This is a genomic window from Pseudomonas asplenii (genome assembly GCF_900105475.1).
In the GTDB taxonomy this organism is placed as follows: domain Bacteria; phylum Pseudomonadota; class Gammaproteobacteria; order Pseudomonadales; family Pseudomonadaceae; genus Aquipseudomonas; species Aquipseudomonas asplenii.
Window position 1 is genome coordinate 6,152,640 of the sequence record NZ_LT629777.1, and the last position, 23,053, is coordinate 6,175,692.

The following is a 23,053-nucleotide window of genomic DNA, read 5'->3' on the forward strand; positions in this document are numbered from 1 at the left end:
TTGCTCACATCCAAGGGACACGAGCAACCCGAAGAACCTGCCTTACAAGCCTTCCAGCTCGGCCATCAGGTCGCTCAGGCGATCGACCTTCTCCTCACTGATTTCACTGGCCTGCAGCCCGTCAATATAGCCGGCCAGTTCCTCCACCGTGCTGCACTCGAACATCGCCCGCAACGGTACATTGCGTTGCAGGGTCTTTTGCACCCGTGACGCGATCTGCGTGGCCAACAGCGAATGCCCGCCCAGTTCAAAGAAGTTGTCCCGTACACCGACCCGCTCGACCTTCAGCACCTCGGCCCAGATGAGCGCCAGGGTTTCTTCCAGTGAGTTACGCGGGGCCAGGTAGTCCTGGCTCTGCAACTGGCCGATCTCCAGGGCCGGCAGGGCCTTGCGGTCGAGCTTGCCGTTGGCGTTGAGTGGCAGGCGCTCCAGCCACAGCCAGTGCAACGGCACCATGTACTCCGGCAGTTCGGCACGCAGGCGCTGCTTGATCCGGTCCAGGCTCTCGGCCTGGCTCAGCGCCGAGTCGCTGGCCACCAGGTAACCGACCAGGTGCTTGCCGTTGACGCCCTCCTGCACGCCCACCGCCGCCTCGCGGACTTCCGGTTGCTCGTGCAGGCGCGCCTCGATTTCCCCCAGTTCGATCCGGTAACCGCGGATCTTCACCTGATGGTCGATCCGGCCGACGTATTCAAGCACACCATCGCTGCGCCGCCGCGCCAGATCGCCGGTGCGGTAGAGCCGCTCGCCCGCCGCCCCGAACGGGTGCGGAACAAACGCCTGGGCCGTGCGCAGCGGATCGCTGACATAACCACGACCGACCCCGGTACCGGCCACGCACAACTCACCCACCGCCCCCAGCGGTACCAGCTCATCGGCGCCGTCGAGCAGGTACAGGCGGTTGTTGTCGGTCGGCGTACCGATCGGCAGGTAGCTGCCACGGGTCGAGGCCAGGTCGACGCGGAAGAACGCCACGTCGTCCGAACATTCTGCCGGGCCGTAGGCATTGACCAGCCCGACCTGTGGATAACGCAGCAACCACTGCTGCGCCAACTCCGGCGGCATCGCTTCGCCGGTGGGCAGCATCCAGCGCAGGCCATCAAGGCTGATGTGCTCCTGCGCCAGCATGCCCTGGATCAGCGACGGCACGCTTTCCAACACGCTGATACGTTGCAGCCGAACATGCTCGAGCAGGCCCTGCGGATCATGGGCAATGGCATTCGGCACGATGTCCACCCGCGCACCGAACAGCGGCGCGGCGAGGAACTGCCAGACCGAAATGTCGAAGCTCTGCGAGGCGGTCTGGGCAATCACGTCGTTCTCGTCCAGTTGCAGGTACGGCACCTTGCTCAACTGGTTGTTGAGCATGCCGCGCTGCTCGACCATCACGCCCTTGGGCAGCCCGGTCGAACCGGAGGTGTAGATCACGTAGGCGAGGTTGTCCGGGCCGCTGTGGATACCCGGATTGACCAGCGGATACGCGCCCTGCTGCACGGTTTCCCAGACCAGCAGCCGAGGCCGCTCGCCGCTCAGTTCGCCGAGCAGTGCTTCGGCCTGGGCCCGGCAGGCCGCCGTGCAGACCAGCAACGGTGTGCGGCTCAGTTCGATGATCCGACTCAGGCGCTGGCTCGGCAGGCCCGGATCCAACGGCAGATAGCCGGCACCGGCCTTGAAGCTGCCGACGATCATGCCCAACAGGTCGAGGCTGCGTTCGGCCAGCAGCGCCACCGGCTGGTCGATCGCCACCCCGGCCGCCACCAGGGCATGCCCCAAACGGTTGCTGGAGTGGTTCAACTGCTCGTAGCTGAGCTGCAGGTCCTGGCACGTGGCGACGATACGCTGTGGATGGGCGGCGACCTGAGCCTCGAACAGCGCCACATAGCTCTGTTCCAGCGGATAGTCATGGGCACTCTGGTTGCAGCCGTCGAGCAGGAACTCGCGCTCCTCGGCACCCAGCAGCGGCAACTGGTCCATATCACCATGGAAACCGTCCACCAGCGCCAGCAGCAGGCGCTTGAATTCGCCCAGCAGGCGCTCGACGCTTTCCGCCTCGAAGTAACGCTGGTCGTAGGACAGGTGCAACCCCAGGTCATCGCCCGGGTAGCAGACCGCAGTCAACGGGAAGTTGGTATGGGTACGACCCGAGTCCGAGGTGGCGTTGAGGCTCTGCGCCCGATCCAGCACCGAGACTTCCACCGGCGCGTTCTCGAACACGAACAGACTGTCGAACAGCGGCTGGCCCTTGGGCAGCTCGCTCTGCTCCTGGATGGTCACCAGGGGCAGGTATTCGTACTCGCGCAGCTCCATGTTGCGTTCCAGCAGGCCGCCAAGCCAGTCACGCACGCTGCAGCGGGTGCCGTCTTCCGGCAGTTTCACCCGCAGCGCGATGCTGTTGATGAACAGGCCGACGGTGCGTTGCATCTGTGGCATTTCCACTGGGCGTCCAGCCACGGTGACGCCGAACAGCACGTCACGCTCGCCACTGAAACGACGCAGGACCAGGGCCCAGGCCGCCTGAGCGAAGGTGTTGACGGTCAACTGGTGCTGCTGCGCCAGTTCCCGCAGGCGCACGCCGTCACGTGGGTCGAGACGGGTGTAGCGGTCGCCCACCACCATGCCGCCGCTGTCGCCGGCGTGTTCACGCAGGAACGGCCGGTCGCTGGGGATATGGGTGGCGCGCTCGAAGCCCCGCAGGTTGCCCTGCCACCAGCGCCGGGCCTCGGCCAGGTCGCGGCGTTGCAACCAGCCGATGTAGTCACGGTAGCGCGGCGGTAGCGCCAGTTGTGCATCGCGACCTTCACCGAGGGCGGTGTAGATCTCGAAGAAGTCGTTCATCAGCAGCGAACGGCACCAGGCATCGATCAGGATGTGGTGGTTGCTCATCATGAACCAGTAGCGCGCCTCCCCGACCTTGATCAGGCGCAGGTGGAACGGCGCCTCGTTCAACAGGTCGAAGCCGGCCTCGCGTTCGCTCTTGAGCAACTGCTGCAGACGGGGCTCCTGCTGTTCCTCGACCTCGGCGCTCCAGTCCAGGTATTCGAACGGTGTGCCGCCCGGCTTGTGGATAACCTGCAGCATGTCTTCGCCAACGTTCCAGCAGAACGAGGCACGCAAGGCTTCGTGACGGCCGATCACCGCCTGCCAGGCCTGAGCGAAACGCTGCGGATCGAGTGCGCTGTTGATCCGGTAGCGATCCTGCATGTAATACAGGCCGGTCCCCGGCTCCAGCAGGGTGTGTAGCAGCATGCCTTCCTGCATCGGCGTCAGCGGGTAGACATCCTCGATCTGCCCGGCCGGCACCGGCAGTGCATCCAGTTGTGCCTGGGTCAGACGCGCCAGCGGGAAATCCGAAGGCGTCAGGCCACCGGCATCGGCGCGCAGGCAGTGTTCGACCAGGCTGCTCAACTCGCCCAGGTAGGCCTCGGCCAGTTCGGCGATGGTCGCGTTGTCGAAGCGTTCGCGGCTGAAGGTCCAGCGCAGCACCAGCTCGCCGCCATAGACCTGGCTGTCGATACTCAATTCGTTGGGCAGCGGTGCCTCGGCACCGTGGGCTTCACCCGCCGACTCTTCCAGCGGTCGGAACAGCGCCGCGTCACCGAAACTCTGATCGAACTGCCCCAGGTAGTTGAAGGTAATCGGCGCCACCGGCAGCGCCAGCATCGCCTCGCGCAGCGACGGCTCGGCCAGGTAGCGCAGCACGCCGTAGCCCAGGCCCTTGTGCGGCACGCCGCGCAACTGCTCCTTGATCGCCTTGATCGAGCCGCCCTGCCCCGCGGCTTCCTCGATGTTCAGCGGGGTCAGCCGTACCGGGTAGGCGCTGGTGAACCAGCCAACGGTACGGGTCAGGTCGATCTCATCGAACAGGGTCTCGCGGCCGTGGCCTTCCAGCTGTACCAACGCTGACGGCTGGCCGGTCCAGCGGCAGACCACCCGTGCCAGGGCGGTCAGCAGCAAATCGTTGACCTGGGTGCGGTAGGCGCTCGGTGCCTGTTGCAACAAGGCTCGGGTACGCGTTGCATCAAGGCGCACGCTGACGGTTTCGGCATGGCGGTTCTGCCGACCGCCTTCAGGGTGTTCGCACGGCAGCTCAAGGTTCGGTCCGGCCAGTTGTGCCTGCCACAGCGCCAGTTCCTCACGCAGCGACTCGCTGCCGGCATAGGCCTGCAGGCGGTTCGCCCAGTCGCGCAGGGAGCTGGTTTTCGCCGGCAGTTGCACCGGCTCGGCGGCCAGTATCTGACGGTAGGCGTTCTGCAGGTCTTCCAGCAGCACCCGCCAGGACACGCCGTCGACCACCAGGTGGTGAATCGCCAGCAGCAGGCGTTGCTCGCCATGCGGGCCATCCACCAGCAAGGCACGCAGCAGCGGACCGTGTTGCAGGTCGAGGCTGCGTTGCGCCTCGGTGAACAGCGCCGGGCACTGGCTCATCGCCGTGACCTGTACCTGTTGCAGCAGGGTCGCCTCATCCGGCACGCGATACTCGGCGCGCCACTGGCCCTCCTCACGGCTGAAGCCCAGGCGCAGCGCATCGTGATGCTCCAGCAGGGCCGCCAGGGCCTGTTCCAGGGCATGGGGTTCGAGGGCGCGAACCGGCTCAAGGACCAGCGCCTGGTTCCAGTGCTGGCGCTCGGGAATGTCGCTGTCGAGGAACCAGTGCTGGATCGGCGTCAGGCTCGACGTGCCGCTGAGCAGGCCCTGCTCGGCAGTAATGCGCTCACTGCGGGTCGCCACCGCCGCCAGGCTCTGCACGGTCTGGTGCTGGAACAGGTCGCGGGGGCTGAAGTGAATGCCCAACTGCCGCGCACGGCTGACCACCTGGATCGACAGGATCGAGTCGCCACCGAGTTCGAAGAAGTTGTCATTCAGGCCGACCTGAGCCACGTTCAACACGTCGCGCCAGATGCCGGCCAGGTGCTGCTCCAGCTCGTTGCTCGGCGCCACGTATTGCTGGCGGTTGAGCTCCGGGTCCGGCGCCGGCAGCGCGCGGCGGTCGAGCTTGCCGTTGGCGGTCAGCGGCATGCTTTCCAGCAGGATCAGGTGAGTGGGCACCATGTAGTCCGGGAGCTGACTCTTCAGGTGCGCCTTGAGCGCTTCGCGCAGTTGCAGTTGCTCGGCTTCAGCCTGGGCCACGACATCACTGACCAGATAGGCGGCCAGTTGCTTGCCACCCGGCGCGTCCAGCGCCAGCACCACAGCCTCGCGAATCGCCTCGTGCTCCAGCAGGCGGTTCTCGATTTCCCCCAGCTCGATACGGAACCCACGAATCTTCACCTGATGGTCGATCCGGCCCATGTATTCCACCAGCCCGTCGGCGCGCTGGCGCACCAGGTCACCGGTGCGATACAGACGCGCGCCTTCGGCTCCGAACGGATCGGCGACAAAGCGCTCGGCGGTAATCCCCGGACGCTGGTGATAACCCACGGCCAGGCCGGCACCGCCAACATACAGTTCCCCGGTGGCGCCTTGCGGCACCAGCGCCAGGTCGGCATCGAGGATATACGCCAGCCGCGCACCGATCACCGTACCGATCGGCACACTGCCCGCGCCCTCCTCCAACTGCTCCGGCGCCAGGCTGGCCAGCGGCATGACCACGGTCTCGGTCGGGCCGTAGGCGTTGAAGAACAGGCTCGGCTGGAACGCCGCACGAATACGCTGCAGGTGCTCGCCGGTCAGTGCCTCGCCGCCGGTGATGCACATGCGCACCGGCAGGCTCTGCCCCTGGGTGGCCAGCCACTGGGCCAACTGGCTGCCGTAACTGGGGGTGAATCCGAGGATGTTGACCTGCTGCTGACGGATCAGTTGGCAGATTTCCTCGGCGTCCCACTGGCCCTGGGCCCGCAGCACCACGCGAGCGCCGCTGAGCAGCGGCACCAGCAAGCGCTCGGTGGCGGCATCGAAGTTGATCGAATAGAAGTGCAGTTCGCAATCGTCCGCACGCATGTCGAAACGCCGGATCACCGCCTGGCAATGCATGGCGATTTCACCGTGGGACACCACCACGCCCTTGGGCTTGCCGGTGGAGCCGGAGGTGTAGATCAGGTATGCCTGGTGTTGCGGCAGGCTGATGAACGGCAGTTCCTCGGTCGGGTAACCGGCCAACGCCGGGCCGTCCTGCTCCAGGCACCACTGAGCCACGCCGACAGGCAATGGCCCCAGGGCTTCGAGCAGCGCCCGATGGCTCAACAGCAGGCCGACGCCGCTGTCCTCGATCATGTAATGCAGGCGATCGAGCGGGTATTCCGGGTCCAGCGGCACATAGGCGCCACCGGCCTTGAGGATCGCCAGCAGGCCGACCACCATCTCCAGCGACCGCTCCAGCGCCAGGCCGACCCGCACCTGCGGGCCGACACCCTGCTCGCGCAGGCGCCAGGCCAGGCGGTTGGCCTGGGCGTTCAGTTCGGCGTAGCTCAGGGTCTGGCCGGCAAAGGTCAGTGCTGGCGCATCCGGCCGGGCTTCGGCCTGTTGGCGGAACAGTTGATGAATGCACTGGTCGAGCCGCTGCTCGCCGGCTTGCGCACCAAGGCTGGCGAATAGCGCCTGTTGCTCGTCGGCCTGCAGCAGCGGCAATTCGCTCAGGCGCTGCTGCGGATCGCCAATCAGCGCCTCCAGCAGGTTGCGCCAGTGGGCGGCCATGCGCGCAATGCGCGGCTCGTCGAACAGGTCGGTGCTGTAGGTCAGGCAGCAACCGAGGCGATGGTCGAGGTCGGTGACTTCCAGGTTGAGGTCGAACTTGGTCGCCCGGGCGTCGTTGACCAGGTATTCGACGCGCATGTCACCCAGGGTCCGGCTCTGCTGGAACTCCCAGCGCTGGACGTTGCACATCACCTGGAACAACGGGTTGTAGGCGGCGCTGCGCGGCGGTTGCAGGGCTTCCACCAGATGATCGAACGGCAGGTCCTGATGGGACTGGCCCTCGATCACGGTGTGACGGACCTGCTCGAACAGCTCGCCGACCGTCATCTGTCCATCGAGCTGACAACGCAGCACCTGGGTATTGAGGAAGGCGCCAATCAACCCCTCGCTTTCCGGGCGGATGCGGTTGGCCACCGGCGCGCCGATGCGCAGGTCGGTCTGGCCGCTGTAGCGATAGAGCAGTACCGACAGCGCGGCGGTCATGGTCATGAACAGGGTCAGGCCATGCTGCGCGTTGAAGGCGCGTACCCGGGCCGCCAACTCGTCGCTGAGGTCGAAGCGGTACAGTTCGCCCCGGTGGCTTTGCACCGGCGGTCGTGGGCGGTCGCCCGGCAGTTCGAGCAGCGGATGTTCGTTGCCCAGTTGCGCGGTCCAGTAGTCCAACTGGCGTTGGCGCTCGCCGGACTCCAGCCACTGGCGCTGCCAGACGCTGTAGTCCAGGTACTGCACCGGCAGCGGCGGCAACGGCGACTCACGTTGTTCGATAAAGGCCTCGTAGAGCGCGCTCAGCTCACGGGCGAAAATGTCCATCGCCCAGCCTTCGGTGACGATGTGGTGCAAGGTCAGGACAAAGTAATGCTGCTGCTCGGCGGCCTTGACCAGGCAGGCGCGCAGCAGCGGCCCGGTTTCCAGATCGAACGGCAGGTGCGCCTCGCTGTCGGCCAACTGTTGCAGGCGTTGTTCGCGAGCTTCGCGCTCGAGGCCGGAGAAATCCTTCCAGGCCAGGCGTACGCCAGTCTCGCTGGACACCCGCTGGTGTGCCACGCCGTTGCGGCTCGGGAAAGTGCTGCGCAGGGTTTCATGACGCTGGATCAGCGCCTGCAACGCGGCTTCGAAGCAGGCCACATCGAGCACGCCGGTAAAGCGCGCCATACCGCCGACGTTGTAGGCCGGGCTGTCCGGTTCCATCTGCCAGAGGAACCACATGCGCTGCTGGGAGTAGGACAGCGGCACCGGCTGGCTGCGATCGACAGTGCCGATGGCCGCCTGCTGGTTGCGCTGGCCGGATGCCTGGAGTTGCTGCACCTGCTCGGCAAACGCACCCAACTGCGGGGCCTCGAACAGCACCCGCAACGGCAGCTCGACATCGCAGGCCTGGCGGGTACGGGAAATAATCTGGGTGGCCAGCAGCGAATGGCCGCCGAGGGCAAAGAAATCGTCGCCCAGGCCGACCTGCGGCTGACCGAGCACTTCGCGCCAGATCGCGGCGATCTGCTGCTGCAACGGGGTCACCGGCTCGATGTGCTCGCGCACCTGCCATTGCGGTTCCGGCAGGACCTTGCGGTCCAGCTTGCCACTCGGGCTCAGGGGCATTTCATCCAGGCGCAGCAGTTGTGCCGGCACCATGTACTCCGGCAGTTCCGCCGCCAGGGCCGCCTTCAGCCCGGCAACCTGTGCCTGCTCGGTCTCGGTCGAACCGGGGCTGGTGTAGTAGCCGATCAGTTGTGCACCGGCCACGGTCTCGCGCACCAGCACCACGGCTTGGGCTACCCCTTCCAGGGCCAGCAGGCGTGCCTCGATTTCCTCGGGCTCGACACGGAAACCGCGCAGCTTGACCTGCTGGTCGAGACGACCGAGGTATTCCAGCACACCATCGGCGGCCCAGCGAGCACGGTCGCCGGTGCGATACAGGCGTTCGCCGGTTTCGCCCAGCGGGTCGGCGACAAAACGCTCGGCAGTCAGTCCGGCGCGGCCCAGGTAACCCCGGGCCAGGCCGATACCGCCGATGCACAGCTCACCCGGCACACCGTTGGGCAGCGGGTTCAGTTCGGCATCGAGCACCCGGCAGATCACGTTGCCCAGCGGTCGACCGATCGGCGAACGCTCGCCATCGCTCAACTGGCAGTGCCAGTGGGTGACGTTGATTGCGGTTTCGGTCGGGCCATAGCGGTTGTGCAGATGGACCTGTGGCAACTGTTCCAGCACCCGGTTACGCAGTTCGGCTGGCAGCGCCTCGCCACCGCAGAACAGCCGGCGCAGGCTGCTGCACTGTGCCACCAGCGGCTCGTTGATGAACAGTTGCAGCAGTGGCGGCACGAAGTGCAGCGTGGTCACGCCGAAGGTCTGTACCAACTGGGCGATCCGGTAGGGATCGCGGTGCTCGCCAGGGCCGGCGAGCACCAGGGGGCAGCCGGTGATCAGCGGCCAGAAGCATTCCCACACCGACACGTCGAAACTGATCGGGGCCTTCTGCATCAGCACGTCGCTGGCATCCAGCGCGTAGGTCGCCTGCATCCACTGCAGGCGCTCGGCCAGGGCCGCATGGGTATTGCCGACGCCCTTGGGCTGGCCGGTGGAGCCGGAGGTGTAGATCACATAGGCGAGGTTGTCGCCATGCAGGTGCAGGCCCGGCGCCTGGCTCGGCCAGGTGTCGAGCTTGAGCAGGTCCATCGCCACCGCACAGACGCCCGCGGCAGATGGCAGGCGGTCGACCAGGTGGCTCTGGGTCAGCAGCAGTTCGACACCGCTGTCGGCGAGCATGTAGGCCAGGCGTTCACTCGGGTAATCCGGGTCCAGCGGCACATAGGCGCCACCGGCCTTGAGGATTGCCAGCAGGCCGATCAGCAATTGCGGCGAACGCTCGGCGGCGATGGCCACGCGAACATCCGGGCCGACGCCCTTGTCCCGCAGGTAGTGGGCCAGGCGGTTGGCCTGGGCATGCAGTTCGGCGAAGTCGAGGCGGCCACCGTCCCACAGCAGCGCGGTGAGCTCCGGGGTCAGTTGCGCCTGGCGGTTCAGTAGCTCCGGCAGCCATTCGCTGGCCGGCGCGCAGGGGGCAACGCCCCACTCGGCCTGCTGCTCAAGCTCGCCGGCAGTCAACAGCGCCAGGTCACCGATAGCCTGCTGCGGCTGCCGGGTCACCTGTTGCAGCAGGCTGACAAAATGCTCGGCCAGACGGGCGATGGTCGCCTCGTCGAACAGCTCGTCGGCGTAGTCGAAGGCCAGGCTCAGGCGACCGCTGCGATCTTCCTCGCTGTGCAGTTGCAGGTCGAACTTGGCTTCGCGGCTGTGCCAAGGTAGCTCGTCGGCGAGCAGGCCCGGCAGGCGGCGCAAGGCCCCCAGGTCGCGCTGCTGGTGGTTGAACATGACCTGGAACAGGCCCTGTTCGCGTGCCTCGGGGAAGGCTTCGAGCAACTGCTCGAACGGCAGGTCCTGGTTGGCCTGGGCATCGAGGGTGGCCTGGCGGGCCTGCGCCAGCAGCTCGATGAACGGCAAGCGCGCATCCAACTCGGCGCGCAGCACCAGGGTGTTGATGAAGAAGCCGATCAGGCCCTGGGTTTCCAGGCGCGGCCGGTTGGCGCTGGGCACGCCGATACGGATGTCGCGCTGGCCGCTATAGCGGAACAGCAGGCTCTGGAACGCCGACAACAGCAACATGAACGGCGTCGATTCACTGACCTGGGCGGTCTGGCGCACGGCCGCACTGAGCCCGGCATCCAGGCGCAGGGTCAGGCGCGAGGCGCTGTGGTGCTGCTGGACCGAACGCGGGTGGTCGGTGGCCAGGTCGAGAACCGGCAGTTCACCACCGAGCTGCGCTTTCCAGTAGGCCAACTGGCGCTGGCTTTCGCCCTGGGCCAGCCACTGGCGTTGCCAACTGCCGTAGTCGGCGTACTGCAACGGCAGTGGCGCCAGTTCGGCCACCTGGCCCTGGGCCGCCGCCGCGTACAGGCGGGCAAACTCGTCGATCAGGATATTCAGCGACCAGCCGTCGGCGATGATGTGGTGCATTGTCACCAGCAACTGGTGTTCCTGGTCGTCCAGGCGGACCAGAGTTACCCACAGCAGCGGACCCTTTTCCAGATCGACCCGGGTACGTGCCTGATCTTCACGGACCTGCCGGGCGCGGGCTTCGCGCTGGTCGGTGGGCAGGTCGCTGAGGTCGATCAATTGCAGGTCGAACGTGGCGCTGGCGTCGATGCGCTGCATGGCCTGGCCATCGCGCTCGTAGAAGCGGGTGCGCAGGGATTCGTGGCGTTCGATCAGGCGCTCGAAGCTGCGGCGCAGCGCCGTTTCATCCAGTTCGCCACGCAGGCGCAGGGCCCCGGGAATGGTGTAGGCGCTACTTTGCGGGTCCAGTTGCCAGAGGAACCACAGGCGATTCTGTGCCAGCGATTGTGGCAACTCCTGGCTACGCGACAGTTGTGCGATGGCCCCCTGGACTGCGCCACCCTCCTGTTTCAGTCGGGCGACCTGGGCGGCAAAGGCGCCCAGGGTCGGCGCTTCGAACAGCAAACGCAGGTTCAGTTCGATGCCCAACGCTTCACGCAGGCGGGCGACCACCTGGGTCGCGAGGATCGAGTTGCCGCCCAGCAGGAAGAAATGGTCGTCAGCCGCGATGCTTTCCACCTGCAGTTGTTCACGCCAGATCCCGCCGATCAGCAGTTGCAAGTCATCGACCAGCGTCTCGGCGACGTCGTCCGCGGCCGTCGCCTGGCCAGGGAACAGCGCGTAGCTGTCGAGGCTGCCATCGGCCAGGCGGTTGCGGCAGGCCGAACGCTGCAACTTGCCGCTGGAGGTTTTCGGCAAGGCCCCCGGATTGAGCAGCACCACCACGCTCGGCGCTTCCTGGTAAGCCTCGGCCACCGTCTGGCGAATGAGTTTGATCAACGCCTCGGCCGGCAGGATCTTCTGCACGCTGCGGCTGATTTCCGCCGCGATACCGATGCCGTCCTGGCCGTCGTGGGTGACGGCAAAGGCGGCGACACGGCCCTTGCGCACCACGTCGACTTCCCGCTCGATGGTCTGTTCGATGTCCTGCGGGTAGAGGTTGTGCCCGCGCACGATCAGCATGTCTTTCAGGCGGCCAGTGATGAACAGCTCGCCTTCGCGCAGGAAACCCAGGTCGCCGGTGCGCAACCAGGTCCGGCCCTCGTGCTCGACGAAGGTCTTGGCCGACGCCTCGGGATTGCGCCAGTAACCATGGGCGATGCTCGGGCCGGCGGCCCAGACTTCACCGACGAGATTGTCGCCGAGCACCTGCAGGCTGCTCGGCTCGACCACCAGCACCGCATGTTCGGGCTGGCTGGTGCCACAGCTCATGACCGGGCTGCCATCGCCCGGCTGCGCGCGATTCTGCGCCAGTGCCGCCTCATCGAGACGCAGCGCGGGAATGCCCTGGCCACGTTGGCCACCGGCGACGAACAGGGTGGCCTCGGCCAAGCCGTAGGAGGCGAAGTAGCTCTGCTCGCTGAAACCACAGGCAGCGAATTTCTCGGCGAAGCGCTCCAGGGTATCGAGGCGGATCGGCTCGGAACCGGAATACGCCACCCGCCAGCCGCTGAGGTCGAGCCGTGCCAGGGCGGATTCGCTGACCCGCTCGCTGCACAGGCGGTAGGCGAAGTCGGGACCGCCGCTGATGGTGCCGCCGTATTCGCTGATCGCTTCCAGCCAGCGCAGTGGCCGGCCAAGGAAGTACGCCGGCGACATCAGCACGCACGGCACGCCGCTGAAGATCGGTTGCAGCAGGCCGCCGATCAGGCCCATGTCGTGGTACAGCGGCAGCCAGCTGACGATCACGTCGTCAGGATTGACGTCGATGCCGAAGCCATGGCGGATCAGCACTTCGTTGGCGACCAGGTTGCCGTGGCTGACCTGCACGCCCTTGGGTAAAGCAGTGGATCCAGAAGTGTATTGCAGGAAGGCGATGTCGTCTGGCTCGATACCGGGATCCTGCCAGTTATCGGCCGCCGTACTGTCGAGGGTGTCAACACACAGCAGTTGCGGTGCATCGGTTGCCGACAGTTCGTCCATCTGCAACAGCGGCTCACGCAGGTCAGCGCTGGTCAGCACCAGGCGCGGCTCGGCATCGGCGATGATCGACAGCAGCCGTTCCTGGTGATGACGACGGCTCGACTCCGGCGGATAGGCCGGCACTGCAATCACCCCGGCGTACAGGCAGCCAAAGAACGCCGCGACATAGTCCGGGCCGCTGGGAAACAGCAGGACCGCCCGATCCCCCACTTGCGCAGTGGCTTGCAGGGCGGCGGCGATGGTCCGGGCCCGCAAGTCCAGGTCCCGGTAACTGAGGACCGCGCCCTGCTCCTGGTCTTCGGCGAGAAAACGCAGCGCCAATCGGTCCGGCGTCTGCTGCGCGCGACGTTGAAGGGCCTGGGCCAGAGTGTTGGGGAGTACGAACGCGTCCATCATGGGATTCCTGCCTGGAGTCGGCTAGCAAATTGGATTCGGGAAAAGGCTGCGCCCGTGGTGCAGCACTGGGCTTCAGCCGGCGATCTGGGCCAGTTGGCGGACCGTGCCCTTGTGCCAGCGCATCAGATGCTCATCGGCATAGCGGCGCAGGTGACGCAACAGGGCCGCTTCCTCATCGATCAGGTAGAAGTGGTGCCCCTCGAACATGTCCAGGGAAAAACCGGTACTGGTCTCCACCTGCCAGTCGAGCAGTTCGTCGGCGCGCACGCTGTCCTGCTTGCCGCCAAACACATGGATCGGCACCGCCAGCGGCTCACGCGCGCCGTATTGGAAACTGCCGCAGAGCAGGAAGTCGGCGCGCAGGATCGGCAGCATCAACTGCATCAGGTCATGGTTGGCCAGCACCTCTTCGGTGGTGCCCTTGAGCTTGCGCAGGCGCGCCATCAGTTGCTCGTCGGTCTTGGCCTCGGCGTATTCGCTGACATCGCGTCGCGACGGCCCCGCTGTCGCCGAGGTGAACAGTGCCAACGGTGCCGGCAGCCCGCGAGCCCGCAGCACGTGCGCCAGTTCGAAGGCCAGCAGGCCACCCAGGCTATGACCGAACAATGCATAGGGGCAGTCCAGTTCGGTGGCGATTTCATCGGCCAACTGATTGGCCAGCCGGACGATGTCGCTCTGCAGCGGCTCGCCCATCCGCATGCCGCGACCGGGCAGCTCCAGCGGTCGTACCTGCAGCCATTGCGGCATCTGCCGGCGCCAACGGCTGTAGACCATGGCACTGGCGCCGGAATAGGGAAGGCAGAACAGACGAAGGCTCAGGGAGGTGCTCATGCCCAGCCACCGTTGCGATTAACCATTGCGCCCTCCTCACGGGTCTCGATCCTTGACCGGGTCGCTCGCCCGGTCTGTCAACTGAGAACGGATGGCACTGGCAAATAATTAGTCCTGTAAACCGCGTGAACGGCGCGTTCGCGGGCCCTGAAAAGGCCTGTCATATTCGGGTAACGCACTGAGAGGAATCATTAGTTATATTTCTCAATTGACAATAATTATCATTAAGAATAATTTGTCGCTCGATATGTAGCCAGACGCTGACAAGCATTCGGCCTACGACCTATTCGCACAAGGTGATTTCCATGACGGAAGAAGTATCCACAAGCAGGTGTGATTCACCGTTACTCCAGGCGTTTGTCGACAATCGACTGATCCTGGTCAAGATCGCTGCGCGTATCACCGGTTGCCGGTCGCGGGCCGAAGATGTGGTACAGGACGCGTTTTTCCGCTTGCAGTCAGCGCCGCAGATCACCTCGTCGTTCAAGGCGCAGCTCAGCTACCTGTTCCAGATCGTGCGCAACCTGGCCATCGACCACTACCGCAAACAGGCTCTGGAGCTGAAGTATTCGGGCCCGGAAGAGGAAGGCTTGAATGTGGTCATTCACGGTGCTTCGCCAGAAACCTCGCACATCAACTTCTCGACGCTGGAACATATCGCCGATGCCCTGACCGAGCTGCCACAGCGCACCCGCTATGCGTTCGAGATGTATCGTCTGCACGGCGTGCCACAAAAGGACATCGCCAAGGAACTGGGCGTCTCGCCGACCCTGGTGAACTTCATGATCCGTGATGCGCTGGTACATTGCCGCAAGGTATCGGCCAACCGCGGCGAGCATCTGGCTCGGCGTTGATCAGAGGTGCTTGTTCACCGCATTCGCCGTAGGCATCACTTCGATCCGATAAGGCTGAAAAATCTTCAGCAGTTCCCCATTGCTGCGCAACCGCTCCAGCAACTGACTGAACGCCTCGCCACTGATCGGTGCCTTCGGCCGCAGCAGCGCGTAGTGGTGATAAACCTGGTCAACCCGCTCGGAAATCAGCAGTTCCTTGGCGGTCCCCGGGTTGCGGCTCAAGTAGTCGAACAGGTACGAGCGGGTTACCAGGGCAATGTCGGCCCTGCCCCGCAGTACCATCAGCAGGTTGCTGTCGTGGGAGTAGGTCAAGGTGGCGTTATGGGTTTCGGCCAGGTACTTGGGGTCGGCATTGAAGTGCGCAAACTCATAGTGATACCCGCTGAACAACGCCAGCCGCTTGCCCTTGAGATCGGCGAAATAACTCTGGGTCCGATCCGGCCTGCGCTGGGCGACGAACACTTCGGCGTCTTCCAGGCCCATGTCGACATTCACATGGGCAATCCCCTTCCAGCCCCACTGCGGGTTCTCGAAGATCGCCATATCGGTACGGCCCTCCTCGAAATCGCGAAAGCGCCGGGGAATCGAGGTCGGTACCAGAACAAAGTGATAGTCGCCCTGCAAGGCATTGAGTGCCTCGGCCAGCTGTGGCAGCAAGCCCGTATCGGCGCCCTGCTCGGGTCGAATGGTATAGGGCGGGAAATGCGCGGCACCAATCCTGACTTCCTGCGCCGCCCATACCGTTTGAGCCATCAGCACACCCAGCACCAACCCTGGAATTCGGAATGCCCTGCGCACTGGCGAAAGCTTCAAGGCCACACACCTCAGAATAAATATCGTCTATATCACTAAGCTAGGCGTTTTTGTTCACATAGACAACTTTCTGCCAGCGAATTAATCGCTTGCACAACACGCACTTAGCCGTCCTTGAGAATCAACGCCAGGGCCTCATCGGCCAATTGGTCCAGGGTCAGGCTACCCTGGGGGCGGAACCAGGTGGTCGTCCAGGACAGCGCGCCGGTCAGGAATCGCCGGGCAATGAACACATCACCCTTGATATAGCCGGCTTCGCGCGCCTCGCCGAGCACCTGCAGCCAGATCTGCTCATAGAGATCACGCAGTGCCAGGACCTTGGCCTGCGCCTGCGGCGACAGTGAGCGCCACTCGTAGACCAGCACCGCCATGGCCTCGCCCGTACCGCCCATGATCGACTGCAACTCACAGCGAATCAGCGCCAGGACCCGCTCGCGCACGCTGCCGGCCTCGACCAGGGACGCGCGCATCAGGGCGGTGTTGTAGAGGATGGTCTCCTCCATGACGGCCCGCAGGATCTCATCCTTGCTCTTGAAATGGTGAAAGATGCTGCCGGACTGGATACCGATGGCACTCGCCAGGTCACGCACCGTGGTGCGCTCGTAACCCTTGTTGCGAAAGAGGTGCGCGGCGGTCTGCAGCAACTTGCCACGGGCACTGTCCGGATCGGTCAATTGCCCGGCCTGTACCAGATCCGCCATGACCTGCTGGGCTTGTTGCTCGTTCACGGCATTCTCCTCAATGCGGGTGCACGCCCGGAAACCGGGAGGTTGCGCGCGCAATTTAAGCCGACGCGCGCGCCCAGGCAAGCGCTTGGGATAAACCGGCCCAGACGGCGCAAGTCGACCACATCATCGGAATTCGGGGCCTGTGAAGCCCTGACCACTGAGTCAGGCGCACGAATTAGCCACACAGACCACTGGGCGGATCGTGCGGCATTGGCTACGCTTGGGGCGGACTAGGATGCTGTCTTCGGAGCTTGAGATGCCCCACTGGCTGGTGATTGATCTGGAAGCCACGACGGACGACGGGGGCTGGCCGCTGGCAGAGATGGAAATCATCGAAATCGGTGCCACCCTGGTCAACCGCGAAGGCCGGGAGCTGGATCACTTCCAGCGTTTTGTACGGCCGTTGCGCAGGCCGCTGCTGACCCCTTTCTGCCGTGAGCTGACGCATATCAGCCAGGCCAACATCGATACGGCTGCGCCCCTGATCGAGGTCTGGGGGGCGTTCGAGCGCTGGCTCGGCCAGCATCAGGCGCGACTGGAGGGCTGGGCCAGCTGGGGCGACTATGATCGCCGACAACTGGAACAGGACTGGCAAAAACTGCAATTGACCAGCCTGTTGAGCCAGGTGCCCCATGCCAATCTCAAGCAGCGCTTCGCCAAGGCGCGCAAGCTGCACAAGCCGCTCGGGCTCAATGGCGCCTTGCAACTGGCGGGGCTGCAATTCAGTGGGCAACAGCATCGGGCGCTGGAGGATGCGCGCAATACCGCGCGGTTGTTGCCGTTGATCCTGTAGGAGCCCGGCTTGTCGGGACGCCGAACCGCCGCGAAGCTTTTGACTATTTCAGGTCCGCATTCGCGGGCAAGCCCGGCTCCTACAGGTGGGCGGCATGCCTTGAATCGGATCGGCAGCAGGTGACGGGAACAGACGGCTTGGGCATACTGGCCGGCCCAATTTTCCAGCTCATTTCGAGGAATCGCCCATGTTTAAAGTCAACGAGTACTTCGACGGCACCGTCAAGTCGATTGCCTTCGCACAAGCCGAAGGCGCGGCCACCATCGGCGTCATGGCTCCGGGCGAATACGAGTTCGGCACTGCCCAGCGTGAAATCATGCACGTGGTCTCCGGCGCGCTGACCGTCAAGCTGCCAGACAGCAGCGAGTGGGAAACCTTCGCCAGTGGCAGCCAGTTCAACGTGCCAGCCGACAGCAAGTTCCAACTGAAGGTCGCCGTGGAAACCGCCTACCTGTGCGAATACCGCTGAGTTCAGCCAAGCACTGTGAGCAACAGCAGAACGGCGCCCAAAGGCGCCGTTTTTCATGGGGTATCCGACCTCAACACTGGCGAGCAAGCACCTCACCCCCCTTTTCGGTCAGGCGATACCTCTGGCCGGGCTGCGGGGTGATGCCGGATCGGTCATTTCCACCCAGCCAGCAGCCAAGGCAGGTGCCAGGCAGGTAGGCCACTCACGGCAGACAACTGCCCAAGATGCTCACTGATCTCGGCGATCAGGGAGAACATCCGCGGGGTCAACGTCAGGGGGGGTTGGTAAAGGGACATCGCCTGATCCGGAAGACTGACAAGGGCACCATAATGCCTGATCCCCCTGGACTGCGGCATCTCAGCCGTCATTCTCATGCCCCCGGGCATTGAACTGCAGAGCCGCCAGCCGCGCATACAGCGGGTTGCTGGCGATCAGTTGGGCATGGGTGCCGATGGCCACCAGCTTGCCCTGATCCATCACCGCGATACGGTCGGCGTTCTGTACCGTGGCCAGGCGATGGGCGATCACCAGGGTGGTGCGGCCCTGCATCAGGCTCGGCAGGGCCTGCTGGATCAGGTGCTCGCTCTGGGCGTCGAGGGCGCTAGTGGCCTCGTCCAGCAGCAGGATCGGCGCATCCACCAGCAATGCCCGGGCAATCGCCAGGCGCTGACGCTGGCCACCGGACAAGCCGAGACCGGCATCGCCCAGGTGGGTCTGGTAGCCCTGGGGCATCTGCATGATGAAGTCGTGGGCATGGGCGATTCGCGCCGCCTCACGGACCTGCTCGTCGCTGGCCGTCGGGTTGCCGTAGCGGATGTTTTCCTCGACGCTGCCGAAAAACAGCGCCGGGCTCTGCGACACCAGGGCAAAGCAGCGCCGCAGGTCCAGCGGATCGAGCTGGGTCAGCGGTTGCCCGTCGAGCAGCAGGCGACCCTGCTGCGGATCGTAGAAACGCAGCAGCAAATCGAACAGGGTCGACTTGCCCGCCCCCGAAGGGCCGACCAACGCCAGGGTTTCACCGGCCCGGACGCTCAGGTCGAGGCCATCGATGGCATGGCTGTCGGGGCGCGATGGGTAGCTGAACCACAGGTTCTCCAGCACCAGGTGGCCGGCGACCCGCTCGGCCAGCCGGACTGCGCCGTCAGCCGGAGCGGTGATGGCATTGCTCGACTGCAATAACTCGCCAATCCGCTCGGCGGCCCCCGCTGCCCGTTGCAGCTCGCCAATGACCTCGCTGAGGGTGCCGAAGGCGCTGCCGACGATCAGGCTGTAGAACACGAAGGCCGCCAGTTCACCACCGGAGATCCGCCCGGCGATCACGTCCATGCCGCCGACCCAGAGCATCACGCCCACGGCCCCCAGCACCAGCACAATCACCAGGGTAATCAGCCAGGCGCGCTGGACGATACGCTTGCGCGCGGTCTGGAACGCCTGTTCGACGGTCGCGGCAAAGCGCTGCTCATCCTGCGCCTGGTGATTGTAGGCCTGGACGGTCTTGATCTGGCCGAGGGTCTCTGACACATAGCTGCCGACATCGGCGATGCGATCCTGGCTCTGGCGCGACAGACTGCGCACTCGCCGGCCGAAGATCAGGATCGGCGCCAGCACCAGCGGCAGGGCGATCACCACGATACTGGTCAGCTTGGGGTTGGTAATGAACAACAGCACCACGCCGCCGATCACCATCAGCGCATTGCGCAGAAACAGCGACAGCGAGGAACCGATCACCGATTGCAGCAAGGTGGTGTCGGTGGTCAGCCGTGACTGGATTTCCGAACTGCGGTTGTTCTCGTAAAACCCCGGATGCAGGTAGATCAGGTGGTTGAACACCTGGCGCCGGATATCGGCCACCACTCGCTCGCCGATCCACGACACCAGGTAGAACCGGGAGAAGGTACCGACCGCCAGGCCCAGCACCAGGAGCAGAAACAACCCGATGGACTGGTTGAGCAGGTGCGGCGACTGGGTCATGAAGCCCTTGTCCACCAGCAGGCGGATGCCCTGGCCCATGGACAGGGTGATGCCGGCGGTGACAATCAGGGCCAGCAGCGCCGCGACCGCCTGCCAGCGATAAGGGGCGACAAACTGGCTGGCCAGACGGATGGCCCGGCGTTGACGAGCAGAAAGCATGGTTGGAGTCCGTTGTGCGATGAGCAGAGCCTACACCCAAGTTCGAGTGAACTTGCGTGAAACGCAATCAGTCAGGTTAATTATGACCGCGAGTAGCCATCCCTAGAAAGGATCGGTCTAACGCCCGGCTGGCGGGAACGCGTGGTTTCTGTTGCACTGCAATCAGGCGTTCCTGTGCTGTAGAAGGTTGTCACAGCCTGGTCATGCTGCGGTTATAAACTCGATAGGCACCTGATGAGGAGACAGGCCATGGACTTGCAACACAACACCAACCAGATTCCGGTGATTCGTCATCCCAAGCCCGAAACACTGGGCTGTGCAATTATCGACGCGGCGGGACGCGAAGTCCCGATCACCGAGGAAATGATCCAGCACGCCTGCCGTGAGCTGGAACAGCGATTGGTCAAGCCTGCGCAGCAAGACTGATAGCCCGAAGTCTTTTTACCGACCCGGCCTTGATGCCGGGTTTTTTCTGCCTGTGGGGGGTAGCATCGAACCTGTGGGCTGCTGGGTTTGTGGGAGCAGGATGGTTAGACGAGCACGGCACCCAGCGCCAGCACCATCCGTCGCAGTTCCTCGGACTCACCGTTGATCTTCACCGCCAGCCCCTCGATCTCGCGGCGCGGCGGGTAGTGCTTGCGCAACAGGTCGAAGGCCGCCCGCTGCTCGGCGACGCTACCGACCAGGCTGCGGCGAAAATTTGCATCGTCGCGGCGCGGGTCGTACACCGCGCGGCAGATCGTCGCCATGGCCGAGGCCAGATCGCAGCTGGCGTTGAGGGTGATTTGCGCCAGACCAGGCTCGGGCAGCAAATCCTCCAGACGCACCACGGGCTCCTGGCCAGTGAACGCGCAGTAAGCCTGGTAGATCTGCGCCGTACCCCGTTGCCGGCCATCCAGACTGTAGCCGCCGATATGTGGCGAACCGAGCAGGCACAACGCGGCCAGCTCGACATCGACCTGCGGCTCGGCTTCCCATACATCGAGCACCGCCTGCAGGTCGTCGCGATCCAGCAGCACTTCGCGCAGGGCAGCATTGTCCACCACCGGACCACGCGCGGCGTTGATCAGCCAAGCCCCCGGACGCAACCGCTGCAGGCGTTCGCGGTCGAGCAGATGCCAGGTGGCCAGGTCACCGGAGCGGGTCAGCGGGGTATGCAGGCTGATCACGTCGCACTGCTCGATGATCTGTTCCAGATCGACATACTCGCCCCCTTCGGTCGCCTGGCGCGGTGGATCACAGACCAGAACCTTCCAGCCCAGGCCTCGCAGCACCTTGACCAGACGCCCACCGACTTCGCCGGCGCCGATGACACCATAGGTGCGCCCGACCAGCTCGACACCCTCGATCTCCGCCAGCGTCAGCAGGCTGCCCAGCACATAGTCGACCACGCCACGGGCGTTGCAACCGGGGGCGCTGGACCAGTGGATGCCGGCCTCGTGGAAATACCCCAGGTCCAGGTGGTCGGTGCCGATGGTGCAGGTACCGACGAAGCGCACCCGGCTGCCCTCAAGCAGTTCGCGGCTGACTGGCGTCACCGAGCGCACCAGCAGCACATCGGCGTCGGCGACCGCCGCTCGATCGATGGCGCGCCCCGGCAAACGGCGGATCTCGCCGAAACCGGCAAAAAACGCATCCAGCAGGGGAATATTCTCGTCGGCAACAATCAGCATGGCAGGCTCCTTTGGCAGGCCGGCAGTGTGGCGCAGATCGCCCACCGCCACCAGCCACGATCGTTTGCCGACGCAGAAAAGCCAGGTAAACCGCCTGCCCTCTTACAAATACGCTACAGAGGAAATTTCCTGACCGCTGCGTCAACAGGTAATATCAGCGGTTTTCCTCGCAATACTGGATACATCACTGGTGAATACCGTTACTGACACCTCTGCCCTCGCCCGGCCGGCGCGCGTCCTGCTGGAAATGCGCAACCTGCTGGGACTGGCCCTGCCGATCATCATCGCCCAACTGGCGCATACCGCCATGGGCTTCGTCGATGCGGTGATGGCCGGGCGCGTCGGCCCGCGGGACCTGGCTGCCGTGGCACTGGGCAACTCGATCTGGGTGCCGGTATTCCTGCTGATGACCGGCATCCTGCTCGCCACCACGCCCAAGGTCGCCCAGCACTACGGTGCCGGGACCCCGGCGCAGATCGGCCCGGTCGTGCGCCAGGCCCTCTGGCTGGCGCTGGTGGTCGGCCTCGGCGCCGGGCTGATCCTGTACAACGCCGAGCCGATCCTGCACTTGATGAAGGTCGACCCGGAACTGATCGGGCCGTGCATGGATTACCTGCGGGGTATCGGCAGCGGCCTGCCGACGGTGGCGCTCTACCATGTGCTGCGCTGCTGCAGCGACGGCATGGGGCGCACCCGGCCGAGCATGGTCCTGGGTCTGTGCGGACTGGCGCTGAACATCCCGCTGAACTACGTATTCATCTACGGTCACCTCGGGGTGCCGGCGCTGGGCGGTCCTGGTTGCGGCTGGGCCACGGCGATCGTGATGTGGGTCATGCTGCTGGGCATGGCCGGCTGGGTTCGCTGGGCCAAGGTCTATCAGCCGAGCCAGGTGTTCAGCCGTTTCGACTGGCCGCAGTGGCCGGTGATCAAGCGCCTGCTGGGCATCGGTCTGCCGATCGGCATCTCGGTGTTCGCCGAGTCGAGCATCTTCGCGGTGATCGCCCTGCTGATCGGCAGCCTCGGCGCCCATGTGGTGGCCGGGCACCAGATTGCCCTGAACATCAGCTCTCTGGTGTTCATGGTTCCCTACTCTCTGGGTATGGCGATCACTGTCCGTGTCGGCCAGGCCCTGGGCCGCGAGCAGCCGCGCGAGGCGCGTTTCACCGCCGGGGTCGGGGTCGCTACCGCGCTGGCCTATGGCTGCCTGTCCGCCAGCCTGATGCTGCTGTTTCGCGAACACCTGGCGACCGTCTACACCAGCGATCCGGTGGTGATCCAGGTGGCGACCATGCTGATCGTGTATTCGGCGCTGTTCCAGTTCTCGGATGTGATTCAGGTGACAGCGGCCGGCGCGCTGCGGGGTTATCAGGACACCCGGGTGACGATGATCCTGACGCTGTTCGCCTATTGGGGTATCGGCCTGCCGGTGGGTTATGCCCTGGGGCTGACCGACTGGTTCGGCGCCCCGAGCGGCCCGAGCGGGTTGTGGGAAGGCTTGATCGTCGGGTTGTCGTGTGCGGCGGTGATGCTGTCGATCCGCCTGACCCGCAGTGCGCGCAAGCGGATCAGGATGAGCCGGGGGTAGATGACAAGGCCGCTACAGGATCTCTGGCTGGGAGCCAACGGTCTGGCGCTGTCCTTGTAGGAGCAGGGTTTGCCCGCGAAGGCGTTTGTATGGGCGACGCCAGGCTTGAGGGCCTATTCGC

The 23,053-nt window shown here is 64.7% G+C and carries 13 protein-coding genes; 5 read left to right on the forward strand and 8 right to left on the reverse strand.

Annotated features, from left to right (window positions below; translation table 11 throughout):
- Positions 1-42 precede the first annotated feature (42 nt).
- Together BLU37_RS27155 and BLU37_RS27160 are read right to left on the reverse strand one after the other, a co-directional pair.
- Positions 43-13,056, reverse strand: coding sequence for a non-ribosomal peptide synthetase (locus BLU37_RS27155; RefSeq protein WP_090210505.1), 13,014 nt, complete (start codon positions 13,054-13,056; stop codon positions 43-45).
- A 72-nt stretch (positions 13,057-13,128) separates the two neighbouring features.
- Complete coding sequence (locus tag BLU37_RS27160) at positions 13,129-13,887, reverse strand: thioesterase II family protein (protein WP_090210507.1); 759 nt, start codon at positions 13,885-13,887, stop codon at positions 13,129-13,131.
- Positions 13,888-14,192: 305 nt separating this feature from the next.
- Here BLU37_RS27160 and BLU37_RS27165 point away from each other — a divergent pair, with 305 nt between their 5' ends.
- Complete coding sequence (locus BLU37_RS27165) at positions 14,193-14,741, forward strand: RNA polymerase factor sigma-70 (protein ID WP_010446913.1); 549 nt, start codon at positions 14,193-14,195, stop codon at positions 14,739-14,741.
- On the opposite strand, the gene BLU37_RS27170 is transcribed toward BLU37_RS27165, so the two are convergent.
- A complete protein-coding gene (locus BLU37_RS27170; RefSeq protein WP_051026159.1) occupies positions 14,742-15,494 on the reverse strand; it encodes a substrate-binding periplasmic protein in 753 nt (250 codons plus the stop codon). It lies immediately after the preceding gene.
- A 164-nt stretch (positions 15,495-15,658) separates the two neighbouring features.
- The gene (locus BLU37_RS27175; RefSeq protein WP_090210509.1) at positions 15,659-16,282 is read right to left on the reverse strand and encodes a TetR/AcrR family transcriptional regulator; all 624 of its coding nucleotides are present in this window, start codon (positions 16,280-16,282) and stop codon (positions 15,659-15,661) included.
- 256 nt (positions 16,283-16,538) lie between these two features.
- On the opposite strand from BLU37_RS27175, the gene BLU37_RS27180 reads away from it, so the two are divergent.
- Complete coding sequence (locus tag BLU37_RS27180; protein WP_090210511.1) at positions 16,539-17,075, forward strand: exonuclease domain-containing protein; 537 nt, start codon at positions 16,539-16,541, stop codon at positions 17,073-17,075.
- 187 nt (positions 17,076-17,262) lie between these two features.
- Positions 17,263-17,544 carry a pyrimidine/purine nucleoside phosphorylase gene (gene ppnP / locus BLU37_RS27185; protein ID WP_010446917.1) on the forward strand — a complete coding sequence of 94 codons (282 nt, stop codon included), beginning with the start codon at positions 17,263-17,265 and terminating at the stop codon, positions 17,542-17,544.
- Positions 17,545-17,652: 108 nt separating this feature from the next.
- Here ppnP and BLU37_RS30100 read toward each other — a convergent pair whose 3' ends face one another.
- The 3 genes from BLU37_RS30100 to BLU37_RS27195 all read right to left on the reverse strand — a co-directional run bounded on the left by BLU37_RS30100 (position 17,653) and on the right by BLU37_RS27195 (position 19,674).
- Complete coding sequence (locus BLU37_RS30100) at positions 17,653-17,706, reverse strand: hypothetical protein (RefSeq protein ID WP_408003689.1); 54 nt, start codon at positions 17,704-17,706, stop codon at positions 17,653-17,655.
- Positions 17,697-17,840, reverse strand: a complete 144-nt coding sequence (locus BLU37_RS30105; RefSeq protein ID WP_408003640.1) for a hypothetical protein — start codon at positions 17,838-17,840, stop codon at positions 17,697-17,699. Before BLU37_RS30105 ends, BLU37_RS30100 begins: the two co-directional genes overlap by 10 nt.
- 61 nt (positions 17,841-17,901) lie before the next feature.
- Entirely contained in the window at positions 17,902-19,674 is a 1,773-nt protein-coding gene (locus tag BLU37_RS27195) for an ABC transporter transmembrane domain-containing protein (RefSeq protein WP_090210515.1), read from the reverse strand.
- 249 nt (positions 19,675-19,923) lie between these two features.
- On the opposite strand from BLU37_RS27195, the gene BLU37_RS29305 reads away from it, so the two are divergent.
- Positions 19,924-20,100, forward strand: a complete 177-nt coding sequence (locus BLU37_RS29305) for a PA1571 family protein (protein ID WP_010446922.1) — start codon at positions 19,924-19,926, stop codon at positions 20,098-20,100.
- 104 nt (positions 20,101-20,204) lie between these two features.
- Here BLU37_RS29305 and pdxB read toward each other — a convergent pair whose 3' ends face one another.
- Positions 20,205-21,347, reverse strand: a complete 1,143-nt coding sequence (pdxB, locus tag BLU37_RS27200; RefSeq protein ID WP_090210517.1) for a 4-phosphoerythronate dehydrogenase PdxB — start codon at positions 21,345-21,347, stop codon at positions 20,205-20,207.
- Between the two features lie 190 nt (positions 21,348-21,537).
- On the opposite strand from pdxB, the gene BLU37_RS27205 reads away from it, so the two are divergent.
- On the forward strand, positions 21,538-22,932 hold the full coding sequence (locus BLU37_RS27205; RefSeq protein ID WP_090210519.1) for an MATE family efflux transporter: 1,395 nt from the start codon (positions 21,538-21,540) through the stop codon (positions 22,930-22,932).
- The last annotated feature ends 121 nt before the right edge of the window (positions 22,933-23,053 follow it).

What these genes read in the sequence shown, in the direction of transcription:
- BLU37_RS27155 (WP_090210505.1), bottom strand. Translation starts at nt 13,056, where the DNA reads ATGATGGACGCGTTCGTACTCCCCAACACTCTGGCCCAGGCCCTTCAA.
- BLU37_RS27160 (WP_090210507.1), bottom strand. Translation starts at nt 13,887, where the DNA reads ATGAGCACCTCCCTGAGCCTTCGTCTGTTCTGCCTTCCCTATTCCGGC.
- BLU37_RS27165 (WP_010446913.1), top strand. Translation starts at nt 14,193, where the DNA reads ATGACGGAAGAAGTATCCACAAGCAGGTGTGATTCACCGTTACTCCAG.
- BLU37_RS27170 (WP_051026159.1), bottom strand. Translation starts at nt 15,494, where the DNA reads ATGGCTCAAACGGTATGGGCGGCGCAGGAAGTCAGGATTGGTGCCGCG.
- BLU37_RS27180 (WP_090210511.1), top strand. Translation starts at nt 16,539, where the DNA reads ATGCCCCACTGGCTGGTGATTGATCTGGAAGCCACGACGGACGACGGG.
- ppnP (WP_010446917.1), top strand. Translation starts at nt 17,263, where the DNA reads ATGTTTAAAGTCAACGAGTACTTCGACGGCACCGTCAAGTCGATTGCC.
- BLU37_RS30105 (WP_408003640.1), bottom strand. Translation starts at nt 17,840, where the DNA reads ATGTCCCTTTACCAACCCCCCCTGACGTTGACCCCGCGGATGTTCTCC.
- BLU37_RS27195 (WP_090210515.1), bottom strand. Translation starts at nt 19,674, where the DNA reads ATGCTTTCTGCTCGTCAACGCCGGGCCATCCGTCTGGCCAGCCAGTTT.
- BLU37_RS29305 (WP_010446922.1), top strand. Translation starts at nt 19,924, where the DNA reads ATGGACTTGCAACACAACACCAACCAGATTCCGGTGATTCGTCATCCC.
- pdxB (WP_090210517.1), bottom strand. Translation starts at nt 21,347, where the DNA reads ATGCTGATTGTTGCCGACGAGAATATTCCCCTGCTGGATGCGTTTTTT.